Source organism: Paenibacillus sp. Y930 (assembly GCF_056786375.1).
Window position 1 is genome coordinate 172,461 of sequence record NZ_JBXCIX010000004.1, and the last position, 18,473, is coordinate 190,933.

Annotated in this window: 15 protein-coding genes and 1 other annotated feature; of the genes, 13 read left to right on the forward strand and 2 right to left on the reverse strand. The window is 39.8% G+C overall.

The annotated features are described in order from the left end of the window. Nucleotides 1-43: 43 nt before the first annotated feature. From phnC to phnE (AC1TO5_RS13145), 3 genes are read left to right on the forward strand one after another with little or no spacing between them, the layout of a single operon-like run. Nucleotides 44-814 (forward strand): phosphonate ABC transporter ATP-binding protein, encoded by a 771-nt coding sequence (gene phnC, locus AC1TO5_RS13135; protein WP_482063275.1) that lies wholly within the window; start codon nt 44-46, stop codon nt 812-814. Continuing rightward, nucleotides 804-1,619 carry a phosphonate ABC transporter, permease protein PhnE gene (phnE, locus tag AC1TO5_RS13140; protein ID WP_482063276.1) on the forward strand — a complete coding sequence of 272 codons (816 nt, stop codon included), beginning with the start codon at nt 804-806 and terminating at the stop codon, nt 1,617-1,619. The genes phnC and phnE (AC1TO5_RS13140) overlap by 11 nt, the downstream gene beginning before the upstream one ends. A gap of 10 nt (nt 1,620-1,629) precedes the next feature. Further along, complete coding sequence (gene phnE, locus AC1TO5_RS13145) at nt 1,630-2,436, forward strand: phosphonate ABC transporter, permease protein PhnE (RefSeq protein ID WP_482063277.1); 807 nt, start codon at nt 1,630-1,632, stop codon at nt 2,434-2,436. 343 nt (nt 2,437-2,779) lie between these two features. On the opposite strand, the gene AC1TO5_RS13150 is transcribed toward phnE (AC1TO5_RS13145), so the two are convergent. Then, nucleotides 2,780-4,363 (reverse strand): DEAD/DEAH box helicase, encoded by a 1,584-nt coding sequence (locus AC1TO5_RS13150; RefSeq protein WP_482063278.1) that lies wholly within the window; start codon nt 4,361-4,363, stop codon nt 2,780-2,782. A gap of 695 nt (nt 4,364-5,058) precedes the next feature. Between AC1TO5_RS13150 and AC1TO5_RS13155 the strand changes: the two genes are divergently transcribed. Both AC1TO5_RS13155 and leuS read left to right on the forward strand, forming a co-directional pair. Beyond that, nucleotides 5,059-5,502, forward strand: coding sequence for a hypothetical protein (locus AC1TO5_RS13155; RefSeq protein WP_482063279.1), 444 nt, complete (start codon nt 5,059-5,061; stop codon nt 5,500-5,502). A 34-nt stretch (nt 5,503-5,536) separates the two neighbouring features. Continuing rightward, nucleotides 5,537-5,761: a binding site (T-box leader), on the forward strand. 375 nt (nt 5,762-6,136) lie between these two features. Next, nucleotides 6,137-8,578 (forward strand): leucine--tRNA ligase, encoded by a 2,442-nt coding sequence (leuS, locus tag AC1TO5_RS13160; protein WP_482063280.1) that lies wholly within the window; start codon nt 6,137-6,139, stop codon nt 8,576-8,578. Nucleotides 8,579-8,603: 25 nt separating this feature from the next. Here leuS and comER read toward each other — a convergent pair whose 3' ends face one another. Next, entirely contained in the window at nt 8,604-9,443 is an 840-nt protein-coding gene (gene comER, locus AC1TO5_RS13165; RefSeq protein ID WP_482063281.1) for a late competence protein ComER, read from the reverse strand. 174 nt (nt 9,444-9,617) lie between these two features. Between comER and AC1TO5_RS13170 the strand changes: the two genes are divergently transcribed. From AC1TO5_RS13170 to AC1TO5_RS13205, 8 genes are all read left to right on the forward strand, one after another. Continuing rightward, nucleotides 9,618-10,166, forward strand: a complete 549-nt coding sequence (locus AC1TO5_RS13170) for a ComEA family DNA-binding protein (RefSeq protein ID WP_482063282.1) — start codon at nt 9,618-9,620, stop codon at nt 10,164-10,166. A gap of 117 nt (nt 10,167-10,283) precedes the next feature. Continuing rightward, nucleotides 10,284-11,579: a homocysteine synthase gene (locus AC1TO5_RS13175; protein WP_482063283.1), complete on the forward strand. Its 1,296-nt coding sequence runs from the start codon at nt 10,284-10,286 to the stop codon at nt 11,577-11,579. A 98-nt stretch (nt 11,580-11,677) separates the two neighbouring features. Beyond that, nucleotides 11,678-12,211, forward strand: coding sequence for a deoxycytidylate deaminase (locus AC1TO5_RS13180; protein WP_482063284.1), 534 nt, complete (start codon nt 11,678-11,680; stop codon nt 12,209-12,211). 89 nt (nt 12,212-12,300) lie between these two features. After that, complete coding sequence (locus AC1TO5_RS13185; RefSeq protein WP_482063285.1) at nt 12,301-14,874, forward strand: DNA internalization-related competence protein ComEC/Rec2; 2,574 nt, start codon at nt 12,301-12,303, stop codon at nt 14,872-14,874. Nucleotides 14,875-15,082: 208 nt separating this feature from the next. After that, on the forward strand, nt 15,083-15,631 hold the full coding sequence (locus tag AC1TO5_RS13190; RefSeq protein ID WP_482063286.1) for an RNA polymerase sigma factor: 549 nt from the start codon (nt 15,083-15,085) through the stop codon (nt 15,629-15,631). Beyond that, entirely contained in the window at nt 15,628-16,653 is a 1,026-nt protein-coding gene (locus tag AC1TO5_RS13195) for an anti-sigma factor family protein (RefSeq protein WP_482063287.1), read from the forward strand. Before AC1TO5_RS13190 ends, AC1TO5_RS13195 begins: the two co-directional genes overlap by 4 nt. Before the next feature lie 200 nt (nt 16,654-16,853). Beyond that, the gene (locus AC1TO5_RS13200) at nt 16,854-17,804 is read left to right on the forward strand and encodes a helix-turn-helix transcriptional regulator (protein WP_482063288.1); all 951 of its coding nucleotides are present in this window, start codon (nt 16,854-16,856) and stop codon (nt 17,802-17,804) included. 99 nt (nt 17,805-17,903) lie between these two features. Continuing rightward, a complete protein-coding gene (locus AC1TO5_RS13205; protein WP_482063289.1) occupies nt 17,904-18,440 on the forward strand; it encodes a GyrI-like domain-containing protein in 537 nt (178 codons plus the stop codon). Nucleotides 18,441-18,473 lie beyond the last annotated feature (33 nt).

Below are 18,473 nucleotides of genomic sequence, written 5' to 3' on the forward strand. Positions count from 1 at the left end.
ATACTATATGTTCTCATTTTTTCAATGATTGGAGAGTCAAATAATGATCCGATTTGATCATGTTAACAAGCAATATCCGAATGGCTACCAAGCGTTAAAAGACATAAATCTATCCATCGAACAAGGAGAATTCGTAGCCATAATCGGATTATCTGGCGCAGGGAAATCTACATTGTTACGTTGCATAAATCGTATGCATCACATTACGGATGGTTCTTTGAAAGTGAACGGTACGGAAATAAAGCAGCTTAATGGAATAGAAATTCGTAAGTTAAGACGAAGTATCGGCATGATTTTTCAATCTTTTAATTTAGTGACTAGAATTTCAGTAATCAAAAATGTGTTGGTAGCTTTTGTTCCTGAGATATCTTGGTGGAGAAAACTTCTTGGCGTATTTAGAGAGGAAGAGAAAAAGAAGGCTTTGATGGCTTTAGACCGGGTGTCTATACTTGATAAAGCTTTCGTCCGAGTAGACCAGCTATCAGGTGGGCAACAGCAACGAGTTGCACTTGCAAGAACGTTAGCACAGCATCCGAGTATTATACTTGCTGACGAGCCAGTCGCATCATTAGACCCGATCACTGCCCATCAAGTCATGGATGATTTCAAAAGAATCAATGAAGAGATGAATATGACCATACTTATTAATATTCACCATGTTGATTTAGCGCTTGCTTATGCGTCTCGTGTCATTGGTATTCGCGCAGGTCAAGTCGTATTTGACGGAACTGCTTCAGAGGTGAATGATGAGGTGTTGCAATATATTTATAACGGGAAAGTTGAGGAGGGAGGCTTAGAACAGCATGCAAAGTAGTAAGTTGTTAACTAGAACGATTACTTTACCTAATGGAAAAGTTGTATATGAACGTCGTTCATTATTTCTATTATATCTCATTGTTGCGTTAGTTCTGATCTATTACTCGATTCAATTAACAGGCTTTAATATGGAGATTTTATTGAAGAGAATTCATGAATTTTTTGTTATTCTTCGAGATATGATTCCACCGACTTGGGGGTATATGCCACAATTATGGACACCACTTATTGCAACGATCAAGATGTCACTTTTTGGCTCACTACTGGGTTCATTATGTGCTCTGCCACTTGCAATATTAGCTTCAAGCAATATTAATGGTCTGAAGTGGCTATCAATAACGATGAAGTTCATACTCAGTTTGCTACGGACTCTTCCTACATTAGTCGTTGCATTGATTGCTACATTCGTATTTGGACTAGGAACAATGGCAGGTACTGTTGCTATTTTTCTATTCTCTATCGCTTATGTAGGGAAATTATTATATGAACAAATTGAAAATGCAAATATGGGAGCATATGAAGCGATGCATGCTATGGGGTTAACGACAGTTCAATCGTTCCGTTATGCGATATTTCCACAAGTTCTCCCGAACTATTTGTCTACATCTCTATTCTGCTTTGAAGGCAATGTTCGATATGCGGCAATTCTTGGTTATGTAGGTGCAGGTGGTATTGGATTAATGTTGAAAGAAAGTATAGGGTGGAGAAACTACAGTAACTTGGGGATGATTCTTATTATGCTTGTTATAACAGTATATATTATTGAGTCTATTAGTGAATATTACCGCAAAAAACTGACGTAGGAGAAACGCAATGAATGCGATTGATAAGCAATACTTAAATCGGCCGACGATGACTTGGATGCAAATTGTCTCAACGCTTGTTGTAGTTTTATTATTTCTTTGGTCGACATCAGCAATACAATTGAATAATTTGACGGCGAATGGGCTTGAAATAGCAGAAAATATATTGAAAGGTCTAGTTAATCCAGACCTTGATCTACTTTTTAACTTCACGCAAAAAGGTGTCCCATATTTGTTGCTGGAGACGATGGCAATTGCTTTACTTGGTACGATTGTTGGGGGCGTACTAGCGATACCACTTGCGTTTCTATCAGCATCTAATATCGTTCCCAAGCCAATATCCATTATTGTTCGATTTATATTAATAATCATTAGAACGATACCTGCAATTGTGTACGGACTTATGTTCATTCGTGTTACAGGTCCAGGTCCGTTTACAGGTGTACTTACTATGTCACTGACAAGTATCGGTATGCTCTCTAAATTATATGTTGACGTTATAGAGGATCTTGATACTTCAGTATTAGAATCAATGGAATCAATCGGCTGTACGACCATTGAAAAAATAAGGTTCGGCATTATTCCGCAGCTAACAGCGATGTTTCTATCTATCTTTATATATCGCTATGATATGAATTTACGGGATGCAGCGATACTCGGAATAGTAGGAGCGGGTGGTATCGGAGCTCCTTTAATTTTTGCTATGAATTCATATCGTTGGTCTGAAGCTGGCTCAATACTCATTGGCCTAATGATACTGATTCTAATTATTGAAATGATATCTAATAAAATAAGAACAAAACTAGTCCAAGGCTAGTTAACTTAATGCGCCCTTACGATTTCATGGAATGTATCAATTCTACATGAAATTGTAAGGGCGTATTTGCATTATGGGTCTCTTTATGATTCTATTTGCATGGTTCCGTAGACAAGAACGAGTGTTTTTTGTGTTTGGCTTATTGCTGAAATGAAACACTAGATGAAACGGTTAATCGTCGAACGGAGGAATTGCAGAAAGCGAATGAATTGTTAGAGAAGCAAGCGTTGCACGATGGCTTGACTGGTATCTATAATCGACATCGCTTTAGCCGCACAAAATAATAGGGATGCCTTCTCACTCTTCATTACGAAGCTTGAGAAGGCATCCCTATTTGTATTATTTATTTACGGCGAGTGCCGCTACTTCTTGAACTGCTTCTACCGCCAGAACGTCCACCGCTTGAACGATTGCTACTAGAGCTATCACCGCGCGAGCTAGTGCTGTTACGAGAAGAACCATATGATTTGCCACCAGATGGCTTAATACCTTGAGCAAGCTCTAGATCAGATTTTGAAATGCCCCAAGGGTTAGTATTGTCTTTGGCTCTTGGCTTAGACGCTTCAGAAGAGGCTGATGCAGAAACCGGGCGAGGGAATACTTTACCACTCCGTTCCGCTGGTCCTTTGCTATTGCGCTCAGCAGAACCTCTGCCAGTGCGTTCTGAAGATCCTTTACCGCCTTTGTTGAAGCGATTAGAATCGTTTCCATTACTACGACCTCTAGACTCATAGCCGCTACCAGGTTTGCTCTTTCTATTACGGTCACGAGAGCCTTGACGATCTTCGCTATATTGACGCGGAGCAACTTCAAGTCCATCAACTCTACGAAGTGGTAATCGAGCTGAAATACCACGTTCGATCGCTTCAAGCTTCAATCTATCATGTTGTGTTACGAAAGTAATGGCAGTACCAGTATGACCAGCACGACCAGTACGACCGATACGATGAATATAACTTTCAGCATCTAGTGGAATGTCGTAGTTGTATACATGAGATACACCTTCAACGTCTAGTCCACGAGCAGCAACATCAGTAGCTACTAATATTTGCAGTTTCATATCGCGGAACTTCTTCATAACTTGTTCACGCTTCGCTTGTGTCAAATCACCATGTAACTCATCTGCATTATAGCCTGCATCCTGCAAAGCTTCTGTGAGCTTTTTGGCACGAAGCTTCGTACGGCAAAATATAACTGCAAGAAAAGGACTGGCCGTTTGTAATAGATGTAGAAGAGCATCCTGCTTCTCGCGATCTGTTGTTTCGATAGCACGCTGCTTAATGTTATCAAGCGTTACGCGCTCTGATTTAATATGAACGTTGATAGCATTTTTCGAATATTGTACCGCTAATTTGCGAATTGCTTCTGGCATAGTTGCCGAGAATAGCATCGTTTGTCTTGCTTTTGGCGTCTGCATAATAATGGACTCTACCTCAGGAAGGAAACCCATATGAAGCATTTGATCGGCCTCATCCAGTACAAGGTGAGAAATTTTACCGATATTGATACTACCTCTTCGCATATGGTCCATTAGTCGTCCAGGTGTTGCAACGATAATATGAGGTGCATTTTTCAGTCTTTTTACTTGAGCGGCAACATCTTGTCCACCGTAACAAGCAAGAACAGTTGAGCCAATGCTGCTCGCAAGTTTTTTAACTTCGGCAGTAATTTGAATAGCTAATTCACGTGTTGGTGTAAGAATTAATGCTTGGACGTGATCCTTGTCAAGGCGGATCAACTGTAGAATAGGAAGTGTGAAAGCTAATGTTTTTCCTGTTCCTGTTTGTGCTTGGGCAATCATATCTATACCATTGAGTAGTTCAGGTATAGCAGTCTTTTGGATAGGAGTCGGCTCGATAATTCCTTGTAGCTTTAACTGCTCCGCAAGCTGCTCTGCTACTCCTAATTGGGTAAATGAATTTGTCATTAATTGTTATCCTCATTTCTACTTATCTTTTGATAGTATACCAGTTGTAATCAAGAAGTGCATCATATGCTTTCATATGGTATGCTAAACTATAGGGATTTTTATGCGAATATTGAGAATCGACAGATTTAATGAGTAACTTTTCTGTTTTTTTGAAGTATTATTGTAGGTGGAGAAGAGTATCAAGAGGCGATGAAAAGTTGGGTTTATGCTTACGAAGTAACTTTTCATTACAAGAAGAGTATCAAGAGGCGATGAAAAGTTGGGTTTATGCTTCCGTAGTGACTTTTCATTGCAATGAAGTATTTCGAGAGGCGATGAAAAGTTTTAGGAGGCGTTATGTATCGCTTTTGGTATTACCAGAGCTGAATTAGAAGGCTGGAAAGCTGCTGTTGAACAAGGTCATATCGCGTATTTGACGCATTATTGGCTAGATGAAAGATTTCCTGAAGCGCGAACGGTTACGAAGGTTGGCTGTAAGGACATTTCCAAATTAGTCGCTTGGTGTGAGCATTTTCAATTGAATCCGCTATACATTCATTATAGAGACCACTACCCGCATTTTGATTTAGTTGGACCGTATCAGTGTGAGGTGTTGAAAGCCGTTGGATTGCATGATCATATTTCCCGTTTTCATCTACATAAGAGCAATGAATAAAATGTGGAAAATAAAATTGGAAAGTTTGGTGTAGCATATGTTCTACCGAATCTCTCAAGTGGCCTTAGTAGCAGTGCTTACCTGTTTGGCGGGAATTAACTATACGTGGTATTCATGGTTTGATTATATGCTTTTAGGTATAGGTAAAGGCTTTTTATTACAAAGCTTAACGATATGGGGCTATGCCTCAATAGTGCTTGGAATTCTAGTGTTTGGGACATTGGCGTTTCGTAAGGTGATTAATGTTATTATGATCGATAAGCCATTAGAAATATTTATGGCGATTATATTTGTTATTCAATTGCCAATGTTAAGCTTATGGTTTATGGCTGTAATTATGCAAGGGGCAGAAGCTTTAATCGGAGTAGTGGTACATTCTACTTTATTAATAATGATTGGATACAGGTTTTTGACAAGTCACCGTACACCTCGAAAACAGAAAGATCAGCAACAAGAAGAGGTAAGCGACTTGACACTATAGTATTCGATTTATATAATCAGATTATCTGTAAATATGTAATGCGTAGATGAGGAGTAGTACAATCGATATCAAGATCCCAGAGAGCCGGCAGTTGGTGCAAGTCGGTACTTGATCGAACGGAACTCGCCTCGGAGCAGTGTATGAATGTGATCTATAAATACACCGTATACCTGCGATAAAGGTGAAAAGTGAGTAGTAGATCAAGTAGATCACTACTAACTAGGGTGGTACCACGTGAGCATATCCTCTCGTCCCTAGCGTTAATCCGCTAGGGATGAGAGGATTTTTTTGTTTTAGAAGTAGTTCAAAAAGCGGGCTTTGATAACGAAGTGATGCGTTGTAGCGTATTCGACATCGCATCTGGAGCGAACTTGGAAAGTACGGTTCGCGTGTACGTAATCATGTACACTTGCGCTTCCGCCTTTCTCAAGTAGCGCTCCAGCTGCTCGGTTCTGAAAGCCCACTTTTTGAACCTTTATTGTTAGTGAGGTTTATGCTTCCGAAGTAACTTTTCGTTAACTGAGAAGATAATTCGTGAAGACAATGAAAAGTTTGGTTTATGCTTCCGAGGTAACTTTTTGTTTCGAAGAAGTTATATCAGGTAGCAACAAAAAGTTTGTAGGAGGAATTCACAATGAGTACAGAGCAATCACGTAATGGATATAGTCCGTTAACGATTGAACCAAAGTGGCAACAATATTGGGATGCCAATAAAACATTTAAGACGGGTGAAGATAAAGATAAGCCTAAGTTCTATGCACTAGATATGTTCCCTTATCCATCAGGATCAGGTCTACATGTAGGGCATCCTGAAGGTTACACGGCGACAGACATTATGTCTCGCTACAAAAGAATGCAAGGCTATAACGTCCTTCATCCAATGGGCTGGGATGCATTCGGCTTACCTGCTGAGCAACATGCGTTAGATACTGGCCAACATCCTCGCGATATTACGTTTGTAAATATCGATAATTTCCGTCGTCAGATCAAATCTCTAGGCTTTTCGTATGACTGGGATCGTGAGATTAGTACTACGGATCCTGAATATTACAAGTGGACACAATGGATTTTCATTCAACTTTACAATCGTGGTCTGGCTTATGTTGCAGAAGTTCCAGTTAACTGGTGCGAAGCGCTTGGTACGGTTCTAGCCAACGAAGAAGTTATCGATGGTCTGAGCGAACGTGGTAATCATCCAGTTGTTCGTAAGCCAATGCGCCAATGGATATTGAGAATTACAGAATATGCTGAACGTTTACTTGAAGATCTTGAAGATCTTGATTGGACGGAAAGTATTAAAGATATGCAGCGTAACTGGATTGGTAAGTCTACTGGTGCAGAAGTGACTTTCCCAATTGAAGGCTACGATGAATCACTAGTTGTATTTACAACTCGTCCAGATACATTATTCGGTGCAACGTATTGCGTATTAGCACCAGAACATGAGTTAGTTGCTCAAATTACTTCTGCTGAGCAACAAGATGCAGTTAAAACGTATCAAGAGCTAGCTTCGCGTAAGAGCGATCTTGAGCGTACAGATCTTGCCAAAGAAAAAAGCGGTGTATTTACGGGGGCATATGCAGTAAACCCTGTGAATGGAGCTAAAGCTCCGATCTGGATTGCTGATTATGTTCTTGCAGGATATGGTACTGGTGCAATTATGGCTGTTCCTGGTCATGATGCTCGTGACTATGAATTTGCCAAACAATTTGACCTTCCGATTATCGAAGTTGTATCTGGTGGCAATGTAGCTGAAGAAGCTTATGCTGGCGATGGTCCACATGTTAACTCTGATTTCTTGAATGGTCTTAACAATGCGGATGCGATGGCGGCAATGATCAAGTTCCTTGAAGAGCATGGTAAAGGGGCAGCAAAAGTAACGTATCGTCTACGTGACTGGTTGTTCTCTCGTCAACGTTATTGGGGAGAGCCGATTCCAATTCTTCACCTTGAAGATGGCACGATGAAAACAGTTCCTGAAGATCAATTACCATTATTGCTTCCAGATGTGGATGCAATTAAACCATCAGGTACTGGTGAGTCACCACTTGCTAACGTAACGGAATGGGTGAACACGATTGATCCAGAGACAGGTATGAAAGCACGTCGTGAGACGAATACAATGCCTCAATGGGCTGGTAGCTGCTGGTATTACCTTCGTTATATCGATCCGAAGAACAATGAGCAGCTTTGTTCGCCTGAGAAGCAAGCGGAGTGGCTTCCAGTTGATCTATATATCGGTGGCGCTGAGCATGCTGTACTTCACTTGCTGTACGCCCGTTTCTGGCACAAAGTACTATACGATATCGGGATCGTAAATACGAAGGAGCCATTCCAAAAATTAGTTAACCAAGGTATGATCCTTGGTACTAATAATGAGAAAATGTCCAAATCTCGTGGTAATGTTATTAATCCCGATGAGATTGTTAATGAGCATGGGGCAGATACACTACGTATGTACGAAATGTTTATGGGACCGCTAGAAGCAACAAAGCCATGGAGCTCTAATGGTGTTGAAGGCTCTTACCGTTTCTTAGGTCGTGTATGGCGTCTATTCGTAACAGAAGATGGAGAGCTTAATCCACGTATTTCTGATGATGCGCAAGCTAGTGATGCATTTATGCGTACATGGCATCGCTCGATTAAGAAAATTACTGATGATATGGATCATTTACGTTTCAATACGGCGATTAGCCAAATGATGATTTTCGTTAATGAGGCATATAAAGCAGAAGTTCTACCACGTAAAGCAATGGAAGATTTTGCGCAAATGATTTCACCACTTGCTCCGCATATATCTGAAGAACTATGGGAATTGCTTGGACACTCAGGAACAATCACATACCAGTCTTGGCCAACCTATGACGCAGCGTGGACCGTTGATCAAGAGGTGGAGATTGTTGTTCAAGTTAACGGTAAAATAGTCGAGCGCTTGTCAATCGCAGCTGATCTTGATCAAGCAGCGATGGAAGCAGAAGCAAAAGCGTTACCGAAAGTTGCAGAACTGATCGAAGGCAAAACGGTTCGTAAAGTTGTTGCAGTAAAAGGGAAGCTTGTTAATATCGTAGCTAATTAGTACAAAAAGAGATGGCGGACAATAACTATTGTCCGCCGACCTCTTCTTTATCAAATGTTTGATTGACTACTTCTAAATCCTCGTAATATTTGGCGTGTGTCGTCCTTATTAACTGATTGAAAATGCCAGTTGTTTCTTTGTTGAGCATATGGAGTGCCTTTGCAGTAATTCCACCAGGCACAGCAACCCGCTTTTGAACCTCTTCTGTGGACATACCACCTTCAGTAAGGAGTAATCCTGTCCCAAGCAGCATATTGCTGGCAATTTTCATTGCCCCTTCTCTTGAAATTCCAGTTTCCTCCACCGCAGAATCAATAAACTGTTGCAGCAAAAAGGCGAAAAACGCAGGGCCACAGCTTGAAATATCCGAAACAATTCTAGTATAGCTTTCCTCAATTTTGATTGGCTCACTTATATAAGAAAGTAATTTTTCTAATTTTGCTTGATAGCTCTCTTCGATTTGCTTCCCATAAATACAAAGCGTAGCGCCACTCCACATTTTATTCGTAATGCTCGGTATTATTTTGGCTACTCTACAATTTAATTCTCCTTCAAGATGAGATAATAGAACAGGACTCGTAATGGAAACGATAATTTGCTCCTCATGCACATAAGGCTTAATTTCCGAAATTACGGTGGCGAATTCATGAGGCTTAATGCATAAAAACACAATGTCAGTTCCACAGACAACATGTACATTATTACTTTCAACTTCAATACCGGGGTATTTATATGCTAATGCTTGAGCTTTCGCTATACTTCGATTGCTTACTTTAATTTGTGTCGGTTCAACTGCTTCCGATAAAATAAAAGATTCAATCAATAGGCTCCCCATACTTCCTGCTCCGATAAATCCAATTTTCATCGCGATAACCTCCTAAAACTTTTCGAACGAATTATATTTACTTCTATGCAGCGAAAAGTTACCTCGTAAGTATAAGCAATTGTGAACGTGACGAAAGCTCTATTCTTTTATTTATCGTATTCCCTATGGCTTGTATGTTATGTCAATAAATAATGACAGAAGGTTGTGATTGTATTGAAACAAGATGGAACAAATATGTCACCGTTAACATTTATCATGATCGGAATGCTCGTAACGGGGTTATTATTAGTAATGGTTGCGATTTTTGTGCAAGTTTCTGGAAATGAAAAAGTGGATGATGTATCGTTAACAGTTCTAATCGAAGAGCAAATTAAGGGGCAAGAGGAAGCTATTGGCGAACTTATATTGAATAAAGCGGAAAATGAGGAACAACTAGCTGACCCTACAGCTAACAGAGCGGTAAGCGTAGAACAAAGCAATAGTGCAATAACTGATGTTGATTCTACGACAAATTCAACGAACACAAGCATTGTTGTAGAAGAAATAATTAGCACACCACAATCTAATAAAATAGATATCAATACAGCTACAGTCGACCAACTACAACAGTTGAAAGGTATTGGTCCTTCAAAAGCAGCCGCGATTATTGCAGATCGAGAACAAAAAGGGAAGTTTAAAAATATTGCTGACATTAAACGAGTGAAAGGTATTGGCGAAAAACTTTATAGTGGAATAGAAGAAAGTATTGTAGCAGAGAGATAGTTCGGTCATAATGGAATTGGAAGCAGTTACAAAAAAAAAGTTTACGCTTACGAAGAGACTTTTTATTAACTTAAGAAGTTATTCGAGAAGCGATAAAACGTTTAGGAGGAATTATTTATGTCTGAAGAAAAGAAACTTTCCCTTGAAACGATATCGGTACACGGTGGTCAAACGATTGATCCAACAACGATGTCACGTGCAGTACCAATCTATCAAACGACATCTTATGGATTCCGAGATACAGACCATGCGGCTAATCTATTTGGACTTGCCGAATTTGGTAATATTTACACACGAATTATGAACCCAACATCGGATGTATTTGAAAATCGTGTAGCGCAACTTGAAGGCGGAGCAGGTGCGCTAGCGGTTTCTTCTGGACAAGCAGCGATCACATATTCAATCTTCAACATCGCTGGTGCAGGAGATGAAATCGTATCAGCAGCTAGTTTATACGGTGGTACATACAATTTGTTTGCCCATACATTTAAAAAATTAGGTATTACAGTGAAGTTCGTCGATCCATCTGATCCTAACAATTTCAAAGCTGCAATAACTGACAAAACAAAAGCTGTTTTTGCAGAAACGATAGGTAATCCGAAAGGCGATGTTATTGATATCGAGGCGATAGCTGCGATTGCTCATGAGCATGGTATTCCGCTTATTGTAGATAATACATTCCCAAGTCCATATCTATGCCGTCCGATTGAACATGGCGCCGATATTGTCGTTCATTCTGCTACGAAATTTATTGGAGGTCATGGTACATCTATTGGTGGTATTATCGTTGACAGTGGTAAGTTCGACTGGGCAGCAAGCGATAAGTTCCCAGGACTGAATGAACCAGATCCAACCTATAACGGCATTGTATATACAGAAGCGCTTGGACCAATCGCTTATATTATTAAAGCTCGTGTGCAATTGTTGCGTGATATGGGGGCTGCATTATCTCCGTTCAATTCATTCTTGTTATTACAAGGTCTTGAAACATTACATTTGCGTATGGAGCGTCATTGCTCGAATGCACAAGCAGTAGCTGAGTATTTGGAAGCACATGAAGCTGTTGAGTGGGTGAACTATCCAGGCTTACAAAGTCATCCTTCCTATGAACTAGCTCAAAAGTATTTACCTAAAGGTCAAGGAGCGATTATGACTTTTGGCATTAAAGGCGGCATAGAAGCGGGTAAAAAATTAATTAATGCTGTTGAACTATTCTCTCATCTTGCTAATGTTGGTGATTCTAAGTCACTTATTATCCATCCTGCTAGTACGACGCATCAGCAGTTGAGTGCAGAAGCACAAGCAGCAGCAGGTGTTGAGGCAGGAATGGTCCGTCTTTCTGTTGGTACGGAAGGTATTCAGGACATTATCGCTGACCTAGAGCAAGCAATTGCAGCAAGCCAACAAGCGTAGTCACTGCTTCGGTTACTTTCTTTGCAAAAATGTTCGCTCAGCACTTATAATAGATTCAATATATATAGTGGACATGCAGCAGGGGAAGGAAGATTATTATGTTGGTCAATAGTAAAGAATCGGTCCGTAAAGACTGGGATACCTACTTTATGGATATCGCCTATATGGTTTCAACTCGTTCAAGATGTCATCGTCGTCATGTGGGATCTGTACTTGTTCAAGGCAAGAAGTTATTAGGAACTGCTTATAACGGTGCTCCGATGGGAGTAGAAGATTGTGAAGAAGCTGGTTGTATGATAATGGAAGAATATGAGGTTGCCGTTGATGATCAAGGCATTGAGCAAATGATCAAAAAACAACGCTGCATCCGCACCATTCATGCTGAACAAAATCTACTGCTGTTCACTGATCGGATAGACCGAGAAGGTTCAGTCGTCTATGTGACGGATCAACCATGCTGGACATGTGCTAATATGCTTGCGAATAGCGGAGTGAAAGAAATCGTATATCATCGACCGTATAAAAAAGATGATATTAAAGTTCGTCACTTAATGGAGCAAGTAGGAATTCTTTTCCGTTGTCTTGATCGCTATGAGCCACCTGCACATGCTGCGATGGAAATTCAGCAATAATACAATTATAGTTTGAAATAGGAAGAACCTAATCACTACTCTTTGGAGTGGCTGATTAGGTTCTTTTTTTTGTTGGGAGGCAAGGGTCAATGATGAATACACGACCAATTATAGTGATTACAGGCTGCTGGTTGCTTGGGAATATAATAATAAGTAGCTTCAATACTAACATTGCTCTTCTTTGGCTAGTAGCTTTTCTAATCAGCGTAATTATTGCAGTATTATTCCGTCAATGCACAACTATTCTGGCGGTGATATTAATCGCTTGCTTCGTAGCAGGAGCGGGTCAACGATATATTGTTGACCTACATAACAAAACTCAACTAGCTGAAGAGTGGAATGACAGTAATATTGAAGCATTTGAAACGAAAGTGATCGGAATGATAACATCAATAGTGGAAATTGATGGTGATCGGGTATCGTTTGATCTGCTATCATCTCAACTATATCGGACGGGTCAACTAGTACCTAATAATATGACTGAAAAGTTTAAAGTGTACGTAACATTAGAAGCAGAGGAAGAACTAGTTATTGCAAAACAATGGAAACGAGGATTAACGATCCAATTAATAGGTGAAATATCGCGTCCGGCCACAAGCAATAATGATGGCGGATTTGACTATAGAAAATATCTTAATTACAGTCGTATACATTGGTTGCTCAAAAGTAAAGGAATACAATCGTTGCAACAGCTTCCAGAAGATAAAAGTTTTTCTACTGCTCGCTTTAAGGCAATGATAGATGACCTACGAGTTATCGTTAGTGCGCCCCTTGACGAACTTTTTCCGAAGCAACAAAGCGGCTACTTAAAGGGACTAATATTAGGAATTCGCGAAGAACTTGATCCCGAACAATTCCGTCAATTTTCCACGCTTGGATTAACTCATATATTAGCGATATCAGGGCTGCATGTTGCCGTATTTATGTATATGGTCACAGCAATGCTGCGGATTTTTCGATTCAGCAAAGAGCGGATAATATATGTTCTACTTATCATTATTCCACTTTATGTTGCCATAACAGGGGCATCTCCATCTGTACTACGAGCCGGCTTAATGGCGATGCTTGGACTTATTGCCGCTAGAATGAATATATTGAAAGATGGGCTCCATTTAATAGCTATTGTAGCATTAGCGCTCGTTATCATTGATCCATATATGATCCATAATATTAGTTTTCAATTATCATTTATCGTTACGCTTGGGCTTATTATAGGCGTTCCGGCACTAAGTAAAGCTTTGCCGCGAACGAGAAAAAGTAAATGGTTGATGGATACATTATCTGTAACTCTCGTTGCCCAGTTTGTGTCATTTCCGCTTACGATATATTACTTCAATCAATTTCATCTACTTTCTTTTCTGGCTAATCTCGTACTAGTACCCTTTATTAGTTTTATCGTTATGCCATTAGCGAGTTTTGTTATGGTAATCAGCCATATTCATCTTGCCATTGCAAAGCCGTTCGTATTAGTCGTCCAATGGTGTAATCATGCTTCATTCGAGATTGTCGCATGGCTTAGTAAAGTACATCAACTACATTTTATATGGGCGACCCCACCGATTTGGTGGATTATTGGATGGTATATATTACTGCTATCGTTTTTTACGGTATTACAAACGCAGTATAGTAAGCTAGTCGATGAAACAAAAACAGCGAATGAAACGAATAAAGTGACTGAGCCGCTACATGGTATTGATGAGCTTGAAATTCTGTTTCCAATGCGAAAGACATCTTATTGGCACAGACATCGAAAATTAATAATGCTCATACTTTTAACTGTAGGTTTTTTAATTTACGCATATGAACCATTAATGTTTAGTCGCTCTGCTTATGTAAGCTTTTTGGACGTCGGTCAAGGGGATGCGAGTTATATACGCACTCCTTCGGGGAAACATATATTAATTGATGGCGGGGGCACGATACAATTTGGCAAAGAAGAATGGAAGCTTAGACAAGATCCATTTGAAGTAGGGAAGGATGTTCTCGTTCCACTATTAATGAAACGGGGAGTACATCGACTAGATGTGCTCGTTATATCACATCTTGATTCTGATCATATTGGTGGTTTGATCGAAGTATTGAGGAGCATACCGGTTAAAGAAATATGGTGGAATGGGAGTTACAAGGATACGGAGGACATTGAGAAATTATTTACGCTTATTATAGAAAAAAAGATTGCATTACGAAGCCCGATTATAGGAGAGGAGATTGAACTTGATAAAGCAACTACAATTGAAATTATATGGCCTTTAGAAGAAAAACCGGAGGAACTGTACATGGTTGCGGATCAAAATGATCAAAGTCTCGTCATGATGATACATTTATTCGATCACACCATTTTGTATACAGGTGATATTGGTGAGCAGGCTGAAGAAGCTATTGTTAATTATTTAGTTAGAAGCAATGGAGTGATGAACAATGTTTCCGTGATGAAAGTAGCGCATCACGGTAGTCGTTATTCGACAAGTTATTCATGGCTTTCCTATTTTGAGCCGCAGGCTTCAATTATCTCAGTTGGTCGGTACAATGTATACGGTCATCCTAATCCATTAGTATTATCTCGATTAGAACAATATAATTCTCTTATTTGGCGTACAGATCAACTCGGAGAGGTGAAGCTTCGGGTTGCAAATGACGATATCTATTATGTGGACTGGAAATAAGAAGTGTACGGGAGTCGTTATATTTGATATGCTTTTATGGAGTGTTTTTAAAGGTTGTTCAAAAAGCAGACTTTTTGAACGTTCACTTTTAGGTCTAAACTGAAAGTTAGCTGAAAATAATAAATATATTTCATAAAAAATTATAATTAATGCAACCTTCTTTTCTATTGTTCCGTCAATAAGGTTGCATGAGAGGGGGAGCTTTCGCGTGGTAGAGCCTTCACTGATTAAAGCTGCTCAATCGGGAGACCGAGAAGCGTTAGTCACTCTTTTGCGAGAGATCGAAAACCATGTGTATCGAACCGCATATTATATATTGAACAATGAGCAAGATGCGTTAGACGCTTCGCAAGAAGCATTGATTCGCATATATACTAAAATTGAAACATACGAAGAAAAAGCTCAATTCAAAACATGGGTTCAACGCATTGTAACTAATATTTGTATTGATAAGTTCCGTAAAACTAAGCCAACTATATCTATCGATGAGCATGAAATTGTTTTTCAAGATAAAAGTTGTGTTGAGCATGATGTAATGTCAGGCTTTGCAATTGAAGAAATTAAACAAGCCATTGATCAATTACCGGAACATCATCGTACAGTCGTAATTTTAAGGTATTTACAAGATTTCTCATATAATGAGATTGCTGCATCGCTTGATTTACCCTTGAATACTGTAAAATCTTATTTATTCCGCGCAAGGCAACAGCTACAACATTTACTTCAAGATTATCAGAAAGGTGGTGTAAGAGGATGAATTGTACAGAGGTTGGTGAATTGATGCAACGGAATTTGGATCGCGATTTGAATGAGCTAGAACTAGAAACATTAATGGCTCATTTAAGCGACTGTGCACAATGTACAGTTCTATTCGATAAATTAGCGTTATTGTCAGGAAGTTTAGAGCAATTACCTCGTGTAGTCCCTTCCATCAGCATTGTTGATGCTATATTGCCAGAACTTGAACGAATTGATAAAGCAAAGGCTAATTCATTAATTATAGCTAAGCAAAGACGTACAAGATGGTTAACTACAGCTGGAAGTATAGCGACTGCTGCGGCGATTATTGTACTGATGGTCAATTTGAATGGCACACCTACTTCGAATAATGCATCCATTGCTGATTTGGCGATGAAAACGGGGCACCCAAATGAGACGGCTAACGATCTAGCGCCTGCAAATTTATTTGCGACTACTGGAGATGAGGAAGAAGCTGCAGACTACTCATCTCAGAGATTAAAATCAACAGATGCGGTTGAGCAATATAGTATTTCATCGGGTGCAGTTTATGATGGTTTTAAAAGTGTTGGGGAGCAGACGATAGAGGATAATCGCATTGAAGAAGGTACATCCTTTACTTCGACATTACCTAGCAGTAATAACAATAGCGGTGCAGAAAAAACTCCTGGTGCTACAACTGATCCAGTTTTGCCTGAGCATATAGACTTATTAACAGAAAATATTGATAAATTAGGCGGTTTGAGTGAGTTTACGGTGAATGTTCAAGATCAAAATGGTAAAGCTGATCTCGATATCACTGCTATAACGATACCACAATATTTTAGTATCGATGAACAGGTATATTTACAGTTTGAAGAGCATATAATAGCGTTGTATGAGACAAGTTCACAGCAAGTGATACAACAATGGGAGTTACCGCAACAAGGCTTGTTTGAATTTATCCAATGGGAAAATGAAGGAAAGAGTTTTACTTTCCAAGTTACGGATGAAACAGGAGAAATTACTAGTTATACATGGGAAATAAGTGAACGACAGTAGTCACACAAAAGAACTACCGTGCGTATATTACACTATGTCAAAGTCTACGACAGGGAATCTACCGTCGTATGACCATTCTATAGCTAGTACCATGGAGCTAGCTAAGAATGTTAACATAATAACAAAGGGATGTTTTCATTGTTATGAAGCATCCCTTTGTTTTGTGCTGTAATAGTATGGCAAGAAGCTGGAGCTGAAATATGAAATTAGACCGATTGTTAGCGATCGTAATTATGCTATTAAATCGCAATATTATACAGGCAAAGGAGCTGGCTGAGCGCTTCGAAGTTTCCATCCGTACCATTTATCGGGATATTGAAGCGATTAATCAGGCAGGTATTCCTATTGTCACTTATCAAGGGATGAACGGGGGCATTGGGCTCGCTGAAGGATATAGGCTCGATCGCAATGTATTAACCAATGATGAATTAGCTGCTATTATTACGGCGCTAAGGGGCATGTCCAATTCATACATTAGTGATAGCAATGAACGACTAGTTGAGAAGATCAATAGTATTGTACCTTCAGCACAGGCAGCAGAGTTTCAGTTAAAGTCGGATCATCTATTGATCGATCTTTCTCCTTGGGGAGGTTCGGTACGTCTTGAATATAAGCTACAGCTAATTAAGCAAGCGATCGAGCAATTTAATCGTATGACCTTTGCATACTCCGATGCGAATGGAGAGCTAACAACTCGAATTGTCGAGCCATATACGCTCGTGTTGAAGGGAAGACATTGGTATGTTGAAGCGATTTGCCTGAAACGTGGTGAATTTCGGCTGTTCAAACTGCTTCGCATGAAAGAGCCAATGCTTTTGGATGAAAGCTTTACAAGAGGTACAGCGCCTTCACGAGAGAACAGCTTTGGTGAAAAATGGATTTCTCCACAACATTCAATTCAAATTACACTGCGTTTCCCTTCTCATCGACAGTTTGTTGCTGAGGAATGGTTTGGTGTTGAGGAGTTGCTATTTCAGGAAGATGGAACGATTATTGTTAAGCCTAATTTCCCTGAAAACCAATGGCTGTATAGCTTTATATTAAGCTTTGGTGCTGATGTTGAAGTCGTTGAACCACTCCATCTACGACAAATTATTTACAACTATGCGAAGCAAATAACAAATATATATGAATCGACGAAAGAAACCTGACAGATAGTTGTCAGGTTTCTTTCGTTATACTTACATTATAAGTGGTAGTTCAAAGTTTGTTCTTTGAACTACCACTATAACTAAAAAGGAGTGCAGAACATGACACAGAAGGCTAACAATCAAGTGGAGTCTAACAAGCAGGGAGGTTGTTTCGAGCCAGTACGTATTGAACATAAGGACAGTATGAGCTTGGCAGGGATTAGCGTCGTTACAACGAATGCAGATGAGCTTAGCGGAAACGGACAGCTTGGATCGCTATGGACGAAGTTTTACGCTGATAATATTAGCGCGCTACTGAAAGAGGGGGCTGACGATCACGCGATTTACGGTTGCTATACGGATTACGAGAATGGTGCTGCAGGACGATATCGGCTACTCATTGGTATGAGAATTCATAATGCAGCCGATAAGCCAGTTGGACTAGATGTTGTTACAACTCCCGCAGCAAAATACGCTATATTTACGACGTCTAGGGGTGCGATTCAAGAGGTTGTGGCTCAGGCATGGGATGCAATTTGGCAATGGTCGGCGTCATCTAGTATGAATCGTACATATACTGGAGACTTTGAATATTACGATGAGCGCTGTGCCGATCCAACGAATGCACAAGTTGATATTTATATTGCAATTGAGTAATCTAGTTGCTATTAATCAATAAAGAAGAGCTAT